General features: G+C 55.7%; 12 protein-coding genes. 3 read left to right on the top strand and 9 right to left on the bottom strand.

The annotated features are described in order from the left end of the window. Positions 1–403: 403 nt before the first annotated feature. Positions 404–3,451 carry an O-antigen ligase family protein gene (locus tag ABEA92_RS01435; protein ID WP_345681982.1) on the bottom strand — a complete coding sequence of 1,016 codons (3,048 nt, stop codon included), beginning with the start codon at positions 3,449–3,451 and terminating at the stop codon, positions 404–406. A 252-nt stretch (positions 3,452–3,703) separates the two neighbouring features. Then, positions 3,704–4,273: a hypothetical protein gene (locus ABEA92_RS01430; protein ID WP_345681980.1), complete on the bottom strand. Its 570-nt coding sequence runs from the start codon at positions 4,271–4,273 to the stop codon at positions 3,704–3,706. A gap of 1,126 nt (positions 4,274–5,399) precedes the next feature. On the opposite strand from ABEA92_RS01430, the gene ABEA92_RS01425 reads away from it, so the two are divergent. Both ABEA92_RS01425 and ABEA92_RS01420 read left to right on the top strand, forming a co-directional pair. Then, entirely contained in the window at positions 5,400–6,602 is a 1,203-nt protein-coding gene (locus ABEA92_RS01425) for a type IV pilus twitching motility protein PilT (RefSeq protein WP_345681979.1), read from the top strand. 168 nt (positions 6,603–6,770) lie between these two features. Beyond that, on the top strand, positions 6,771–8,108 hold the full coding sequence (locus ABEA92_RS01420) for an ATPase, T2SS/T4P/T4SS family (protein ID WP_345681978.1): 1,338 nt from the start codon (positions 6,771–6,773) through the stop codon (positions 8,106–8,108). Between the two features lie 226 nt (positions 8,109–8,334). On the opposite strand, the gene ABEA92_RS01415 is transcribed toward ABEA92_RS01420, so the two are convergent. Further along, a complete protein-coding gene (locus tag ABEA92_RS01415; protein ID WP_345681976.1) occupies positions 8,335–9,054 on the bottom strand; it encodes an SDR family NAD(P)-dependent oxidoreductase in 720 nt (239 codons plus the stop codon). Between the two features lie 101 nt (positions 9,055–9,155). After that, complete coding sequence (locus ABEA92_RS01410; protein WP_345681974.1) at positions 9,156–9,572, bottom strand: DUF1499 domain-containing protein; 417 nt, start codon at positions 9,570–9,572, stop codon at positions 9,156–9,158. Positions 9,573–9,616: 44 nt separating this feature from the next. On the opposite strand from ABEA92_RS01410, the gene ABEA92_RS01405 reads away from it, so the two are divergent. Further along, a complete protein-coding gene (locus ABEA92_RS01405) occupies positions 9,617–10,945 on the top strand; it encodes a replication-associated recombination protein A (RefSeq protein WP_345681973.1) in 1,329 nt (442 codons plus the stop codon). 133 nt (positions 10,946–11,078) lie between these two features. Here the strand turns inward: ABEA92_RS01405 and ABEA92_RS01400 are convergent, their stop codons facing one another. From ABEA92_RS01400 to ABEA92_RS01380, 5 genes are all read right to left on the bottom strand, one after another. Next, complete coding sequence (locus ABEA92_RS01400; protein ID WP_345681971.1) at positions 11,079–11,234, bottom strand: hypothetical protein; 156 nt, start codon at positions 11,232–11,234, stop codon at positions 11,079–11,081. 320 nt (positions 11,235–11,554) lie between these two features. Continuing rightward, the gene (locus ABEA92_RS01395; RefSeq protein WP_345681970.1) at positions 11,555–15,001 is read right to left on the bottom strand and encodes an aminotransferase class I/II-fold pyridoxal phosphate-dependent enzyme; all 3,447 of its coding nucleotides are present in this window, start codon (positions 14,999–15,001) and stop codon (positions 11,555–11,557) included. A gap of 340 nt (positions 15,002–15,341) precedes the next feature. Next, the gene (locus ABEA92_RS01390) at positions 15,342–16,247 is read right to left on the bottom strand and encodes a dihydroorotate dehydrogenase (RefSeq protein ID WP_345681968.1); all 906 of its coding nucleotides are present in this window, start codon (positions 16,245–16,247) and stop codon (positions 15,342–15,344) included. A 16-nt stretch (positions 16,248–16,263) separates the two neighbouring features. Continuing rightward, a complete protein-coding gene (locus ABEA92_RS01385; RefSeq protein WP_345681967.1) occupies positions 16,264–16,911 on the bottom strand; it encodes a phosphopantothenoylcysteine decarboxylase domain-containing protein in 648 nt (215 codons plus the stop codon). 19 nt (positions 16,912–16,930) lie between these two features. Continuing rightward, a complete protein-coding gene (locus ABEA92_RS01380) occupies positions 16,931–17,299 on the bottom strand; it encodes a tellurite resistance TerB family protein (RefSeq protein WP_345681966.1) in 369 nt (122 codons plus the stop codon). Positions 17,300–17,401 lie beyond the last annotated feature (102 nt).

Below are 17,401 nucleotides of genomic sequence, written 5' to 3'. Positions count from 1 at the left end.
TAAATTCGGACGGCGGGGGTAACGACTCGTAAGCATTGCCTTAAAATTCAGTTCGTCTGCCTTGTGACGCACGATTGCTCTCTGCCAGCTTTACGGGTTGTGTGGATAACATCGGCGGGGGGGTGTGCGTTCAGCCAGGCAACTGGGGCCAACGAGGGGCAATAAGAAAGAGCCAGTGAGGGGCAATGAGCGCCAACCAGGGGCAACGCCGGACAGGGAGGGCGAAAGCCGCAGAGAAGGACGCGGTGTTGCCGCTTGATCAAGCCAGGCCGAAAGGTTGACCGAGGGCGCAATCGCATCCAGAGGATTGCGCAAAGTTTGTGGATCGACCCCGCCTGACAACACACTGATGGCAGGCGGATGCATCTGATGCGGCGCAACTCGATCCTAGTTGCGGCGTTAGCTAGAGCTTCGATTTCATGATTTGTTGTTCGAAATCGTCTTTCAAACGCTTTTGAATTGCATCGATCAAATCATGGAACTGTCGATTGGATGGCTCCGATGCCTTTCCCAGCGAGGCTTGTTTGAGCGCCTCGTCTAGATCACCGGTTTCGATCAGTGCTCGTGTGTAATGCAGTCGATACTGCGAGTTCAGTCCATCGTTTCGAACCGCTTGTTTCCAATGGTTGCCGGCGATCTCGTACTGATCGATCGTTTCATGCGATTGAGCACAAAGCGAACTTATTTCAGCCGCCGTTAGCGATGGGTCTTGCTCGATCCGTTGGCAACCAAAATCACAAAGCTCCGTCAAAAATTTGGATGAGGCGCCCACTCGTTTGCTCCGCCGCAAGATCGTCAAGGCAACCTCTGAACGGCGTGCTGGCACGAGTTGCTCGGCGATTTCCCGCGGTGTCAGGATCGTTTCTGCACGCATCATGATCGCTTCGAGATAGTCGTCGTTAAGAAACAAAGCGCCGTTCCACTGATCCAACAGTGTCGGTTTGTCGCCTTGGTAATACGCTAAGAAACCGTTGGCGAATTGGATCGGACGACTGCTTTTCGAGAGCGGAACCAACACTTCGAGCCATCGTTTTTCGTCCGTTTGCATCTGCGGCGCAAAGAACGCCGCCGCGAGGTAAACTTGTGGGTTCAGCGGATTGTGAACGATCGATTGCTTCAAATCATTGGCAATGTCGACAAGATGATTGGCGAGTTTGGGGGCGGAATGGATCTCGCTGACAATCTCGTTTGCCGACTCGGGCGGCAGTAGATGCAACGCATGAGAAAATGTCTCGGGATAGGTGGCTTGCCAATCAATCGAATGACCTTGTTCTTTGCCATGTTCCAGCAACGCCAAGCGGAACTTTACCGTTCGCCAAACGGCCCGGCGGTGATACAGGTCCGCACGCTGAGGACGGATCCGAATCGCTTCGTCCAGCAGACGTTCATTGCGAGACACTTCCTCGGCAGTGGGTTGGTAATCAACGATCAGCGTGTTGGTTTCTTCGATCGCGGAATTACAAATCGTTTCCTGGCGAAACACCACAAAAGCGAAAAGAACGATCCCCAACATCGGTGCGGCCCAGGTCATCGGGTGGCGAAACAGCGAGGTGGCTTTGGCGAACATTCCGGTTGCCGCCAGATGAGGGTTGGTTCCATGTTGCGATGATGCTGCAGCCGGTTTGTCGCCATCTACGCGAGCATTCGGGACCCGCGTTTTGTGTGGCTGGGCATTCGAGACGTCTTGTTCAACTCCACTGACGCTGCCCGCTAATAGGACATGCGAAAAAAGGACGCCTGGTATCAAAATGATAAAATCAACGGTGCTCTGAATCGCGATCGAAAACAACGCAATCAATCCCGCGATCCCCCAACCACGCCGATCGTACGAGTACCCTCGCCGCGCTAGTTGGTAGGTATGCCGCACCAACAGGACGATTGTGATCAATGCGATAGTGATTCCTGGCAAACCATACTCGACCAGCGTTTCTAAGAATTGTTGGTGGGCTTCACGAAACCATTCGCTGGTGTTCTCGACCTGCTGGTCCAAGTGAGCGTATCCATAGGTGCCGCCGCCACTTCCAAAGGGGAAAAATTTCGCCGCCGTGCGACCGGCCTCTTGATAATGAGTCCACCTTCCGTCGGTCGATATTGCGTCTCGGTCCAAGCGATCGGTTTCGGCTTGCAGCGTGGGATGTAGCTTTCCGGCGACAATGGCACTCAGCGAAATTAAAAACAAAACACTCGCGAGCACCGCATAGCTGCGTACAGGAAGCTTCAAAGGGATCAACACAGGGATCAACAACAAACTTAAACCGGTCGCCGCCAGCGCGCCGCGAGATGCCGAGATCAATAAGGCGGCGGTCAATAACGAAATCAGCAGCACCAGCACGACAATGCCCGGTCGTGTCCAAAGTGGGGCCGAATTGTAAAAACTCTGGCTGCGTGAGACTCCGCTGTTTGAGAATGAGGTTGCCGGGTTTCTTCTTCCCTGCCGACGTCGCCCACCAAATTGGTCGTGGTGTTTCATCAATGCGACCCACAGCATGCCGATGGCGGCGGCTAAGCCGGGGATGACCGCCGCGGCGCCCGCGTTCTTGTAGATGAACGTTGCAAACGGAAGGATGACTTCGTCTCGGGAAAAGCCGATCAGCAGTTCAGTCGTTCCCGATGCTCGTTGCAGAATGGCCCAGAATCCTAGAGAGACTGCGTTCAGCACGAGGGTCCATGCCAGGATTTTTCGGCTATGCCGCCCCGGAAACAGCAGCGCCGCGAGCAGAAACAAGGCCAACGCAATGGAGTGCAACGCAAGCCTTTTCTGCGTGGCGGCAGGAACGAGGCTTAACGTCAACGGCCGCTGTAGGGATGTATCAGCAGCGGGATTGGGTGAATCGTACGTTTCAGCGCCGAGCGACTTTGATTCGTGCTTGTCGGTGAAGCTTGTCAGCTCAGCGATGGCAACGTCCGCGAACTGCGTCGTGTCGTCCAACACCCCAGCAGAAATAGCGGAAACCAACGAGCGTGGCATGGGCACGCATTGAACGGCAGAGAACGCCAACCATGACGATCCAAGGACAAGGATCATCACGGCGGACGCGGTGATCGGTTGCAAACATTTCCTCGAAACGATCGTCAATACGATCGCAATCAAGACCAAGATCGAAGTGTGCTGGATGGTGATTGCATCGGTTCCGCCAAACCGCCAACAGGTATACACCAACGCGGCCAGCGTCACGGCACGGGCAAGGTGAAGCGGGATTCGCGCTCGATCAAACGACGCGTGTGAACGAGGTTGGTTGGTTCGGTAGCTGTCGCGAGACGATTTTGAACGCGACGTTCGCATTGGTTGGATGGTGTCGGTCGTCGCCGGGCGGGACGATGAATCGGATCGTACCGATGCGGTAGGCGGTTGCGATCTTCGCTCAGAAACTCGCTGCGGTTGCGGCGGAATCTGAGGCGACTCGGTGGGCTGATCCGTCGGCAGCGGGTCCGGGGACTGGTTCGCATCCATTGCGGCTATCAATCGGTTCTGGTTTCGAGTCTCGCTGGAGTGCAGAGGTGCCTCGTCAGCGGCATTCGACGAAAATTTCGTCCGTGGGTACGGGAGACCTTTCCCGGTTCAGTATCGGCCAATGTACGAGTAAACGCGAAATCGGAACACAGCAACCGTTAAACTAGGGATAACGAAAAAAGCCCGCATGGATCAAACCAAGCGGGCTTTTCGTTGTTTTCTGCGTCAAAAACAGACGTTCTTCGTCGTGGACTACATTCCCGAAGGCGATGCGGGAGTGCCTGGTTCGTCGTCGTCGGTGGCCAAAGGAATTGCGATCGCTGCTGCGATTCCGCCGGCTGCGAGCAAGCCGAAGCCGCCACCGCCACCGCCGCCACCAGCTCCACCGCCGCCACCACCAAAGTGATGACCGCCAAAGTGGTGTCCGCCGCCACCGACAAATCCGCCGTCGGCGAAGCCACCATCGGCAAATCCACCGTCGATGAAGCCGCCATCGATGAATCCGCCATCAATCGGAGGACCAGCAATGTCGCCGACGGGATAAAGAGCTAGCAATTCATCGCTGCACTTCAAGCTGCGGCGAATTTCAAACAATTCATCACGGACAGCCAACAAATCTGCTTCGTTGTTGGTACCGGCGTCCAAAAGTCGGTCAACGGCAACGATTGCTTCGTTGACGCGAATCAGCTTCTGTTCGCATGTGTTCTCTTCGCTGGCGACGAATTCATTCAATTCGCTAACCAGTTGTCCTACGTCCAGCGATCCTTCTGCTGCAACCGTTTTGGCTTCAGCCGCCATGAACGCATGGGCAGGAGCTGTCACGGCACCGCACAGCAAGGCAGCCGCCGAAAGTGTGAAAATCCTCGTGAAACGCATCGTAAAAGCCCTAAATATTAAGTTGTTCGATTCCATGGGTTCGCAAAATTGGATCGCCTGACGCCCCCCGGCTCGATCTCTGCAATTTTTATCTTCATCAGAGTTTATCTGTAGATCACGAATAAACAATGAAAAAAACTGCCTATATTCCAAAAACCACCCAGATTACCTGTCCGGCAAAGTCATGTAGGGCTGGATTGTAAGGGTTATAGCGTTGCGTCATGGCTCCCGTAGCGGAAGTCGTCAAGACTTTCGATCCATAGCGACGCTCGCCAGAGCGTGGATTGCCAGCGTCCCGACCGAATTCCCCACCTTCTGGCGAAGGTAGCTACTCGAAAATCCTTCACCTTGTTTAGCTGCCTTTCTAGCGAGCCGAGGTTCCGTCCTCCCCCGAAATTCTTGACGGCGTGTTGATTTACTGAGCCGCGACGCGTCAGCGGCCGGGTCCCACGCACGACCCGCGGCCTTACTGCCCACGCCATCTACTTCGGGTAGCGGTTTCGGCGAGTACCCCGTCCGGATGCGGCGAGTAAAACGTTCGATTTTGACCAGGCCGCTCCCTCCGCACCGCGATAAAACCACCCGGTTAGTGCGAACGTAGACAGCATTAGCCTTACGGCCCACGGCACACTAAATCAACGGATCGTCCACGGCTTGTTGATTTAGTCGTACGATGGACTTCCTAGTCCGTCGAATACGCCATTGACGGACTAGAAAGTCCATCATGCACCCCTTGCCGAAGGAAACTTCATTAAATCAACAAGCCGTCCACGGGTTTCGCTACGAAATGCGTGGCACCCTTGATCCCATCCAATACCGTTGGTGGGGCTGCGATTCTCCATGCGGGCCAGCCCGAAGGAAACGACGTACCGGAAATCGCGTCACAACGCGAATGACCTGAATCGATTCACCCTTAAAATGTTGTGTTGAGTGCTTTTGGCAATTACCTAGAATGCAGTGGTAGACCGATTGCTAAACTAGCATTCTGTGGTTCTCGTTTTCTTGACGGTTCACGTTGTCTTGACGTTTGCCACATCCTGTCCGTTTCCATTTTTGTGGTTCGATACCCCAAATGTCACATAAATCTTCGGCCCCCCCGACAGCTTCGGCTCCTTTGGATAGTTCTCGCGAAGCGGTCATCGCCCGTCTCAAATCGACGCTATTGCAGGAAAAAAAGGAACTGGAAGTCGACAAGATCTTCCGTGCCCTGGTCAAGCTCGAAGGGTCGGACTTGCATCTCAAAACCGGGCAACCGCCGATGGTGCGAGTCCGCGGCGAGTTGAAGCCGCTGAATCGACCACCGATCGAAAACGAAGAGATGGTCGATCTGTTGATGCCGATGATGGATGACCGAAACCTGTTGATTTTCGAACAAGAGGGCGGTGCCGACTTTTCGTATCAGTGCGAAGTCGATGGCGTTCGATGGCGTTTTCGTATCAACATGCTCAAGGCGCTCGGCAGCATCGGTTTGGTCGCTCGCCGTATTAGCAACTGGATTCCCGACTTCAAAGGTTTGTTTCTACCCGATTCGGTCGAGCAGCTGTGTCACTTTGAACAAGGCATGATTTTGATCGCCGGGGTAACGGGATCGGGAAAAAGTACGACGATCGGTTCGATGCTGAACTACATCAACAGCATCTATCGGAAGCACATTTTGACGCTGGAAGACCCGATCGAATTCATGTTCACCGAAGACAAGTGTTTGATCAACCAACGTGAAATCGGGCAAGACGTTAAAGACTTTTCGATCGGGATGAAGCATGCGGTACGTGAAGACCCCGACATCATTCTGGTGGGCGAGCTTCGTGACGAAGAGACGTTTATGACGGCGATCCACGCAGCAGAAACCGGTCACTTGGTATTCGGGACCATCCACGCTGCGAGTGCTTCGACAACGATTGGCCGTATTTTGGACTTGTTCCCCGAAGAAATGCACAACGCCATCCGCTCGGCGATCGCATTCAATATGAAGGGGATCATTTCACAAAAGCTGCTCAAGAGTATTCGGCCGGGCGTGCCTCGGGTTCCGACCGTCGAAGTGATGACGTTCAACCCAATGATTCGCAAATTGGTTCTCGAAGGCCACGACAATAAACTGCCCGATGCGATTCGCATCGGGGCCGAAGACGGCATGCAAGACTTTACCATGAGTTTGAAGCAATTGATCGATGACGAATTGATTGATCGACCTACTGCGTTTGCCGTCGCGCCAAATAAAGAGTCCCTTAAAATGGCACTCAAAGGCATCGATGTTAAGGCGCCGGGGATTCTGTAAGACCAGCCAAACGGTCGGCAGCCGCCAACGGGCTGCCCCGATCCTTGGTGGTTCGCGGGCTCGATGGGGCGGCCCGCCGCGACCGGCGTTCCATTCGTTTTTCCGCGGCATTCATGCGGCAATTGACTCTGTTATTCATCACCTCTTTTTTGACTTCAAACTTTTCTCATGGCTGAACCAGAAGCTCCGATCCAACTTTGGCAAACAGTTGCACCTGTTGAGTTCGTTCCCAAAGTCAGTGATCGCAACGAGGCGCAGGCGCTTCTGATCTCGACTCGACAAGGCACGGGATATCACATCGCAGGCGGCCAATTGGCGCACGCGATCCAGTCACGAGCGACGCACGTTTTGATGGACTTCTCTCAGGCGGCTTGTGCAATCCGCTATCAGATCGACGGGAACTGGGAGCAGTTGCCGCCGCTGGATCGCGAGACCGGCGACGCGATGCTCTACGCGCTGAAGCAATTGTGTTTATTGAATCCTGCCGATCGACGCAGCGCCCAATCTGGCAAACTAGGGCTGAAGGTCGCCAAAGAGAAATTCACGCTTTCGTTACAATCGCAAGGCGTTCCGACGGGCGAGCGGGTGTTGGCGCGGATTGAATCGGAGAAGATTCCGTTCGAAAAACTTGCCGATCTTGGCATGCGTGACAAAATGTTCGCCACGCTCAAGGAGAAACTCGACTCCAGTGGCAACATGGTGCTGATCACCGCGCCCAAAGGCGAGGGGCTGACGACCACTTGGGTGGTCACGGTCAACGCTGCCGATCGGCTGATTCGTGACTTCCAATCGTTCGAAGAAAAATCACGCCCCGAGCCGGACATCATCAACGTGAACCCGAACTTCTACGGTGGGGACACGGGATTAACGATGAGCGATTTGGTCAGCAAATTGATTTTGCGAGAACCGGATGTGCTGATGTTTCCCGATCTGCCTGATGAAAAATCGTTGGCCATCGCGGCTCACCATGTCGAGAACACCGAAAAAAGTTTGATGACGCGGATGAATGCGTCCTCGGCGATGGAAGGCTATGTGCAGTTTGTTTCGAAACACAAAGATTCGTCCAAAGAGGTTGCCAAGCTAACCAACGCGGTTTTGTGTCAACGATTGGCTCGGCGGTTGTGCGATAATTGCAAAGTTGGTTTCGAGCCGCCTCCGCAATTGTTGGCTCAATTGGGGATCCCACCGGGGCGTGTCGCGTTGTTGTTTCAACCCTTCGTGCCTCCGCCAATCGAACAGCAGGTGGACGAGCAAGGACGGCCTGCGCCGATCACGCCGTGTCATGTTTGCGAAGGACGCGGCTATCTCGGACGTATCGCGATCTTTGAACTGCTGGTTCCCGGCGAACAATTAAAATCCGCGGTGCTGAAGACACGTGACATTGGTCAATTGAACAAGATTGCCAAGGCCGAAGGGCATCGCGGCATGCAGGCCGAGGCCGTGTTGACGGTGGCTCGCGGATTGACCAGCCTCGATGAACTGAAACGCGTGTTCGCCAAACGCTAGCCAAGGGCCTGCGGCGGCTTAGTCTGTGACATGCTGCCCGTCGCCTGCGCCCTACCACCCAATGAATGCCATCTATGGTTGGTTAGCGGCACGGCGCGGGGCCTTGTCCGGTTGCGGCGAGTAAAACGTTCGATTTTGACCGGGCGGCTCGCGCTGCACCGCTACGAAAGCATCGAGGTAGTACCAAAGCAGATGGCACGGCTTGGCGACCGCCCATTGTAGGGCTCTACTTTTGCACGTGTGACAATCCGCCATCGACGCCGATCACTTGGCCTGTGATCCAACTGCTTTCGTCCGAGAGCAGGAACGTGGCCATTGCCGCGCTATCGTCCACGTGGCCAATCCGGCCAAGCGGGTAAACCGCTGCCATCGCATCTCGTTTGGCTTGGCTGGACAGCAAACGCTCGCTCAGCGGCGTGTCAGTCAGTGCCGGTGCGATACAGTTGACGCGAACATGCGGTGCCAACTCGGCGGCCCAGCAGCGGGCGATCCCTTCGACGGCCCCCTTGGCCGCAGAAACCGCGGTGTGCATGGCCAAGCCTCGGCCCACCGCCACGGTGCTAAACAGCACCACGCTTGATGAGTCGGCGGATTTCAACGCAGGCAGCGCACGCTGCATCACACGCGTCGCCCCAATCACGTTCAACTCAAAATCTTGACGCATCGATTCTGCCTTGGTCATCCGCAGCGGCGACAACCCGATTGAGCCGACGCAATAGGCCAGTCCGTCGATTCGCTCGGGCAACGTGAACGTGTCGAGGGTGTCGGTCGTCACATCGGCCACCTGATGCGTCAATCCCGCCGCGAGCGAAGGATCGAGCTGGTCGAGTTGACCGCGAGTGCGGGAGACGACCACAACCGATCCGCCTCGACGAAGCAGTCGTTCGGTGATTCCGAAGCCAATTCCGTGACTGCCGCCAAGGATCAAAAACGTTTGGTCGTTCATCAGTCGGACCACAAAGTAGGACGAGTTCGAAGTTCTGCTTCACTGTAGTCCGCTGGCAATAGTCCGCCACTGACGACATCCTCGTCTCCGGCGCGTTGTTCTCACTCGCTTGGCATTTGCAATGCTTTGAGTAATTCGGACAAGTTGCGAGGGTTTTGTCCGAGATCGCCCTTGCCGACACGCGATTGACTCGTTGCAGTGATGCGAGTGTTCGTGCCGTCATCGCCAAGCACCAAGCGGATTTCGATATCGTCGACAAAGCGAAAAACTGGCGTGGTCCGCGTGATTTCGTACTCGATGGTTCCGTCGGACTCGGTTTTTGATTGGATGTCCCAGCGAGATTGGTCCGCGATCCACTGCTGCAGCCTGGAATCGATCGTGCTGACCGGATCAGCAAAATCGGCTTCCACGGCGGCCGAATTCTCGGTGAAATCGCGACTCCAGTTGTCAATTCGCAACAATGCCGCCACGATAATGATTAGCACGATGGTGATCGTGACCGCCAATGTTACGAGCATCGTTCGTTTACCCATTTTCTCATTGCTTACCGAGTCTCTTCGACATGCCTGAAAGCCGCTCCCTATTCGCTGATGCCGAAGAGGATAACCTAAAATTGGCTCAACCGCTCGCCGCTCGCATGCGTCCCCAAACGCTCAGCGAGTTCATTGGTCAGCATCAAATCCTAGGCGATGGGAAACTGTTGCGACGAATGATCGACGCTCGGCGACTCGGTTCGATCATTCTTTACGGGCCACCTGGTACCGGCAAGACGACGCTGGCCCATTTGTTAGCCCACGAGACCGGCAGCAAACTGCGGACGGTCAGCGCCGTCACCAGCGGGGTCAAAGAGCTCCGCGAAGTGCTCGCGTGGGCACGTGATCTCGTTTCCGCTGGCGGAGCGAGGCCGATCCTGTTTGTCGACGAGATTCATCGCTTCAGCAAGAGCCAGCAAGACGCGTTGTTGCCGGATGTCGAAGAAGGCATCGTGTCGCTCATTGGGGCGACGACCAGCAATCCCTATTTCGCTGTCAACGGAGCGCTGTTGTCGCGTAGTCAATTGTTTGGACTCGAGTCGCTGACGCCCGAGGAAATTCGCACGCTGATTGAGCGAGCGCTCCGCGATAATGAATGCGGGCTCGGCGAATTGAAACCACAAGTCGACGAGGATGCGATTGTCTATTTGAGCCAAGCGTGTGAAGGCGATGCCCGTCGTGCTCTATCGACTTTAGAGATCGCTGTTCGCAGTAGCGGCAAAAACAACCCGAAGGTCACACGCGAAACGATCGTCGAATCGATCGGCAGCCGGCTGAGCGGCTACGATGCAACGGGCGACGATCACTATGACCTGTCCAGCGCCTTGATCAAAAGCATTCGTGGCAGCGATGTCGACGCCAGCGTGTACTGGCTCGCTCGTATGCTCGAAGGGGGCGAAGACATCCGGTTTCTATGTCGACGTTTGGTGATTTTGGCAAGCGAGGACATTGGCAATGCTGACCCCGCGGCATTGACCATGGCGGTGTCGGCGATGCAAGCATGTGAGTTCGTCGGGCTTCCCGAAAGCCAATTGACGCTCAGCCAAACAGTCGCCTATTTAGCGTTGGCACCTAAGAGTAATGCAGCCACCGCGGCGATCAGTGCCGCACGCAAAGACGTGCGTGAAAAGCAGGTCGTCCCCGTACCAAAGCATCTGCGTGACGCTCACTACGGCGGCGCCAAATCGATGGGGCATGGCGAAGGGTATCAGTACAGTCACAATGCCGAGGGTGGTGTCGCCGAACAAGACTACCTCGGCGTCGATCGGACGTACTACGAACCGGTTGATCGCGGTTTCGAGCAAACTCTGAGAACGCGAATAGAAGAGATTCGCAAGCGTTTGGGCAAGGACAAATAGAGTCGGCAGGAGAGAAAAAAGCTGGGTAGGATAGGCTTCAAGACGATCGTGAAAAAGACACCGACAGACTCGAAGTCTAATCTACCCATTCTTGCATCGGATGACGCATCGGATTCGCAATGCGAATCGTTACCTAGCTCTTTGCAGCGGCTGAGCGAAGTTCTTCGAGCTCCACTGTCAAGCGGTGGCGAAGAGGGCTTTCTGCACGAAGTTCATCTTCGAGCAACTCTTCAGCCTTGTCAAAATTTTCGTCGCTACGGTTGGGATCGTTCATCAATGTACGAAACATTTTCTCGATCGTCGCTTCAGTAAGCAATGCAGTCTCCTGGTTCGTGGGGGGGAATTGAGCGAATTGGAGATGTTTAGCGGAAACACGCCCGATCGTGCTTCCTATGCGCCAATTCTAAACATCGTCGCCGTCTACTGATTCTAAGCGACATGATTCACGTCGCAAGGGCAAACTCGATGTTAGAGCATTCCAAGACGCTTGTCGAGAAATTTTTGGCGGCACGGAAATCGCGGCAAGTTTCGATTGAACTTGCATTCCCACAACGTCGCTGCCGCTTTCGCTATCAGACGTTCGTTTGAGACGTCGTTCCTGTGGGGGACTTAACGGCTCGCAGCGACCACTTGGCGATCAAAGCCGAGTTCCGACAAATGAGCCGCGGTGCGAGCGACGGTGAAACGAATCTGTTCCTCGGTATGCTCGCACGTGATAAAGAATCGCAGCCGTGCCGCTGATTCGTCCACGGCCGGATACAGAATCGGCTGCACATTGATCCCGTCCCCTTTCAGCCGATGCGACAAACGCAACGCCACCATCGAATTGCCGGTGATGATTGGAACGACCGGAGTCCCCCCGCTATCGCCCGTATCCAGCCCTGCTTCTTTACAGAGCGACAGGAACAATTCGCTCCGCTTGCGAAGCGTTTCGACGCGTTCGGGTTCATCTTGCAAGGTTTGCAGTGACGCAATCGCCGCAGCGACCTGGGCTGGCGGCATCCCGACACTAAACACAAATCCTGGCGCGGTATATTTCAGCAGCTCGATCAATGCCGTGCTGCCCGCGATATAGCCGCCACACGAAGCCGCCGATTTGCTTAGCGTGCCCATCCAGATATCAACATCGCGAGCGTCCATGCCGAAATGTTCGGCGATCCCACGGCCCGTTTTTCCCATCGTGCCAAAGCTGTGAGCCTCGTCGACCATCAACATCGCTCGATGCTTTTTCTTGACCTCGACAAACTTCGGCACGTCGGCAAAGTCGCCGTCCATGCTGTAGACGCCTTCGATCACGATCAGCACCCGGCGGTACTGGCTTCGCATCTCGGTCAACATCCGATCGAGTGCTTCGTAGTCATTGTGGGGGAACGGACGGCGGCGTGCGCCGGACAGCAATGCACCCTGCACGATACTGTTGTGTGCCAATGAATCATGCAGAATCAAGTCGCCCGAACCGACCAAGTGTCCAATCGTGGTTTCGTTGGTGGCGTGCCCACCGACCATCAAAATCGACGCGTCGACGCCGACCCATTTGGCAATCGCATCTTCCAATTCGCGATGGATCGGTTTTTCACCCGAGACCAAACGGCTTGCTGAGACGCTTGTGCCGTATTTGCGTACCGCTTCGGCCGCGGCTTCGGTCACTCGCGGATGCCCGCTCATGCCCAAGTAGTTGTAGCTGGCAAAGCTGATGTATTCTTTGCCGTCAATGACGGTGACGTCCCGAACGATGCCGTCATGGACGGTAAAGTAGGGGTTCGGAACCCCGGTCATCTGCATCTGCTGCATCGTCGTCTTCAATCGCCGGTATTCGGCGAATTGAGACACGTCGTCCTCGGGTTCGACCGTGGGAACCACATTGGCATAGCTGCCAAACGCGTTTGCGGTGCTAGTCGATGCGGGTTGGAATTCGCCATTGTCCAAAAACGCGACCGCGCGAAATTCGCCCCCAGGCGGCAGGTATCGCTGGATCGCCAAGGCGGTTTGGCCAACGGTTTCGATTTCATCGAGCACTTGCTCGGGAAAACGCCCGCCAAACGTCCGTTCCAAGTTGCGTGCGATTTCAAGCCGCTCGAGACTGTCCAAACCAAGATCCAACACGATATTGGTGTCCAGGTCCAAAACTCGAGCACGCTCGCCGGCGACTTGGCGAATGTGCTGTTTGATCGCTTCGGCGACGGAGTCGTTGACGTCACTCAGATCAATCTTGCCTTTCTGGCCCCCCGCCGCAGCCGCTTGCATCATCGGCTGCAATTCACCGTCGTTGTGTGTCGTTTCCTCTTCCCAACGCACCCATTTTGCGATCATCTTCATGTCGCCGTCACGGACCGCATGCAAACATGCGTGACGCTGGATCTTGCCACTGCTGGTTTTGGGGACGCTGCTGTTGCGAACCAAATAAACCGCGTCCGGGGGTAACTCATGGTCCGCGGTGACGGCGCGGCGAATCGCTTGCAAGTGTGCGTCCCAGTCCAGGTCACGCAGACGGACGGTTTCGGCAACGATCACCAATTGCTCGCGTCCTTCGTATTCCATCGCAAACGCTGCGACCGATCCCGCTTGCACCGCGTCGCTGGCACGCTCGACCGTTTCTTCGATGTCTTGCGGGTATCGATTCACGCCGCGGACAATAATCATGTCCTTCAGTCGGCCGGAGACATAAAGCTGATTGTCGTGCAAAAAACCGAGGTCGCCCGATCGTAAAAACGGACCCTTCTGGTCAGCGGTACGTGCAAAGAAGGTTTGCTCGGTGGCATCGCCTCGCTGGTAATAGCCTTGGCCGACCGATGGGCTTTGGATCCAAATCTCGCCAATCTCGTCGTGTGCCATCGGCATCCGCGTCTCAGGATCGACGATGATCACGGTTTCTTCAGGCAGCACTCGCCCGCAGCCCACGAGCCGTCGAGCCGAGTCATCAGTTTCGGCAACCACTTTGACCTTCTTGGCATCAAGCGCACTGCCGCTGAACGTGGTCACGACCGGTCGCGTTTCAATCGGGCCGCCGGTCACCAGCAACGTGGTTTCAGCCATCCCGTAACAGGGCAAGAACGCTTCGCGGCGGAAACCAAACTTTTCAAAACGCTTCGCAAACGCGTCGATGGTCGAAACACGAATCGGTTCGGCACCGTTGAACGCGATCTCCCATTTCGATAGATCGACCCCTTCGAGTTCTTCGTCGGCGATCTTATCGACGCACAACTGGTACGCGAAATTAGGTCCGCCGCTGATCGTAACCCCATACTTGGAAATCCCCTGCAACCATCGCGCAGGACGTTGCAAGAAGGTCATCGGGCTCATCAACACATCGCTGCGTCCGATAAACATCGGCATCAAAATGCCACCGACCAACCCCATGTCGTGATAGGTCGGAAGCCATGACATCCCCGTGACATCTGCATCCGGTTCAAACGCTTGCAGAATCAACTCGCTGTTGGCGATCAAGTTCCCCTGAGTCAACATCACGCCCTTGGGCGATCCGGTTGACCCGGATGTGTATTGCAACACGCCAAGCGAGTCGCGGTTGATCTTGGGCATTCGCCACTTGTCCGCCAATCGGCACGCCGGATCGTCGGTGCCGAGCAACTGCAAACCGACCAAGTCGTCATGTTTCTGGTCGCCGGACAGTTGTTCGACGATCGCCTTGGTCGACAGCGCCCAACGTGTATCGGCGTCCACCACAATCGAACGGATTCGCGACGCTTTACGGTTGCGACGAGGAGGATAGGCGGGAACCGCGATCGCGCCGGCAGCATGGCACGCGAAAAAACCAATCACAAACTCGAGACACGGGGGATACAGCAACAAAATACGGTCGCCGCTGCGGATCCGGCAACGATCCTGCAAATAACCCGCCAGCGCACGAACCTCTTCCCATAACTGCGAATACGTGATCGTTTGTTCGGATGATTCGACATCCGTAAACAGAAACGCAGGCTCATGAGGTCGATGCTCGGCCCAGAACCTTAGAATCGAGATATAGTGATCTCTCGGTGGCGATTGATTGCCAAAGAATTCTTTTAGGTCCACTTGCGCATTACCGCCAAGAAGGTTCATGGTTGATAAAGGCGACCTCGGGTTGCGGTCGCGCTGCTTATTGTCTCCCCTGCCGAGGGGTTCCCTGCTGTGGGAAGTTCGAGTGAATACAAACTAGCAATTTGAGCATACTCAAAACATCCCTCTAGAATAGCGAACGTCGACTCGCCGGAATGCTTGCATTAGTGTTTTCCATTGTAAACCGCTCCAATGCCGGCTTAAAACCAGTGGGACGCGGCGGTAACCGTCAAATTCGTGCTCTTAGTAACCTCGCGGAACGAATCACAGACAATTTTTAGCGGGCAAATATTCCAACGTCCTTTGCCCCGCTGGTGGGGTGATGCGTCGCTGCAAATCTTGCTTACTTGCCGAGCGTGCCGACGATTTCGCTGACGCTCGACGCGTTGATTTCAGCCAACGCCGCGGGCAATTGATCGACCAGACGAGTCGAGACGGTGGGGTCGTAGTAGTTCGCGGTCCCAATTTGGACTGCACTGGCGCCCGTCACCAAGAACTGCATGACATCATCGATCGAAGCGATGCCACCGATGCCGATAATCGGGATCTTGACGGCCGACGCGACTTGGTGAACGCATCGCAGTGCAATGGGTTTGATCGCAGGTCCGCTGAGTCCGCCCATGCCGTTGCCAAGCATCGGTTTTCGAGTCCGCCAATTGACCGCCATCCCCAGCACCGTGTTGATCAAACACACGGCGTCCGCGCCCCCGTCGGCTGCGGCTTGCGCGATGTCGGCGATTCGTGTCACATTGGGTGTCAATTTTGCCAAGATGGGGACGTTGCACGCTTCACGTGCGGCTTTGACCACGCCCAAACACGAGGCGGCATTGGTGCCGAAATCGATGCCACCGCTGACATTCGGGCACGACAAATTCAATTCGATCGCGGCAACTCCGTCGCTGTTGCCGACTCGTTCTGCCAGCGAAACAAAATCGTCTTGTGTTCGTCCCGCCACGCTGACGACGATCGACGTCCCGATCTCACGCAAGTAAGGCAAATGGTTTTCTAGGAACGCATCGACGCCGTCATTGTCCAACCCAATGGCATTCAGTAGGCCGGCCGAGGTTTCGACCGTTCGCCACGGCGCGTTGCCGATGCGGGGTTCGGCGGTGATCGTTTTGGGCAGCACCGCACCGAGCCGTGGCACATCGACAATGCCTTCCATTTCACGTGCATAGCCAAACGTTCCCGAGGCCACCATGATCGGGTTTTTCAGCGTCAAACGGCCGAGGGTCGTGCTTATATCCATTCGTTGTTCTTTCCGGTTATTGTGGTTTCGCACCGCGATGCGTCAATTGTTCGCTGATGTGCCGTACTAATTCGTCAGCCACAAATTCTTTGTCGCCATGAATTTCGGCGATCACGTTCCCGCGGGCATCGAGTAACTCCACATCGTTCTGGTTCGAATCGATCGCTTGTGGGCCATTGCTGACCATCAAATCACAATGTTTTGATTCCAGTTTTACCGTCGCGCGGAAACGCCGATCTTCGGTTTCCAAGGCAAACCCGACCACCCATTGGTCGTCTCGTTTGCGTTGCCCCAGCGTGGCGACGACGTCGGCGGTTTCGATCAATTCCAAACGCAGCGGTTCGCCCGTCTTGGCGATCTTTTGCGAGGAAACCAACCGCGGCATGTAATCACACGGCGCGGCTGCGCCGATCGCGCCGTCACACGAATCAAACGCTTCGACAGCGGCGGCTAACATCTCGTCCGTTGTGACGACGGGAATCACGGTTGCCGCCGCGGGATAGGCGACGCTGACGGGCCCCGATACGACGACCACATCGTGGCCAGCATCGATCGCGGCTTTGGTAAGAGCAGCCCCCATCCGACCGCTCGACGCATTCGTCAAATAGCGAACGGGATCCAGGTATTGCCGGGTCGGGCCAGAGGTAATGAGGATGCGGGCCACTAAATCAAGCTGCTCTGTTCTACGATGTTTTTTTGACGGTGCGGCTGATGATTTCGTTGACTTCGTCCTCGGTCAATTCCATCTTCACGGCGGCCAACGCGAATAAACGTTTCTCGGCTTCGGCAAGCGTTCCATCGGCCGCCATCATGCGGATCAATTCTTGCAATAGTTCGTAACGCTGATCCTTTTCGGTCGGCAGCTCCAATGTGGCATCATCGCCAAGTCCGAACTCGATCGCTTTCTGCAGATCATATTCGTCCAACCCGAGGTCCACGCAGCGGTCTGCGACAAGATTGATCTCTCGTTCGCCAAGCGAGCCGTCGGCAAACGCCATCACGACGAGGTTGCGGAGCAGTTGGCGGCGTTTTTTCAGAATTTCTTCGTTCATGTCGAGAATGTTACCCGCGGAAACGAGGGGGAACAAGTCGCGGAACCCACATCGCGGCCGCAGCAGCACGCTCTGGCTGGTCGCCTAGCGGGAACGCCTCTC

It is taken from the genome of Novipirellula caenicola (assembly GCF_039545035.1).
Classification (GTDB): domain Bacteria; phylum Planctomycetota; class Planctomycetia; order Pirellulales; family Pirellulaceae; genus Novipirellula; species Novipirellula caenicola.
This window is presented reverse-complemented; position numbering and strand designations above follow the sequence as displayed.

Excerpts from the sequence above, each read along its gene's own strand:
- ABEA92_RS01435 (WP_345681982.1), bottom strand. The coding sequence starts at position 3,451 with ATGGATGCGAACCAGTCCCCGGACCCGCTGCCGACGGATCAGCCCACC.
- ABEA92_RS01425 (WP_345681979.1), top strand. The coding sequence starts at position 5,400 with ATGTCACATAAATCTTCGGCCCCCCCGACAGCTTCGGCTCCTTTGGAT.
- ABEA92_RS01420 (WP_345681978.1), top strand. The coding sequence starts at position 6,771 with ATGGCTGAACCAGAAGCTCCGATCCAACTTTGGCAAACAGTTGCACCT.
- ABEA92_RS01415 (WP_345681976.1), bottom strand. The coding sequence starts at position 9,054 with ATGAACGACCAAACGTTTTTGATCCTTGGCGGCAGTCACGGAATTGGC.
- ABEA92_RS01410 (WP_345681974.1), bottom strand. The coding sequence starts at position 9,572 with ATGCTCGTAACATTGGCGGTCACGATCACCATCGTGCTAATCATTATC.
- ABEA92_RS01405 (WP_345681973.1), top strand. The coding sequence starts at position 9,617 with ATGCCTGAAAGCCGCTCCCTATTCGCTGATGCCGAAGAGGATAACCTA.
- ABEA92_RS01400 (WP_345681971.1), bottom strand. The coding sequence starts at position 11,234 with ATGTTTCGTACATTGATGAACGATCCCAACCGTAGCGACGAAAATTTT.
- ABEA92_RS01395 (WP_345681970.1), bottom strand. The coding sequence starts at position 15,001 with ATGAACCTTCTTGGCGGTAATGCGCAAGTGGACCTAAAAGAATTCTTT.
- ABEA92_RS01390 (WP_345681968.1), bottom strand. The coding sequence starts at position 16,247 with ATGGATATAAGCACGACCCTCGGCCGTTTGACGCTGAAAAACCCGATC.
- ABEA92_RS01380 (WP_345681966.1), bottom strand. The coding sequence starts at position 17,299 with ATGAACGAAGAAATTCTGAAAAAACGCCGCCAACTGCTCCGCAACCTC.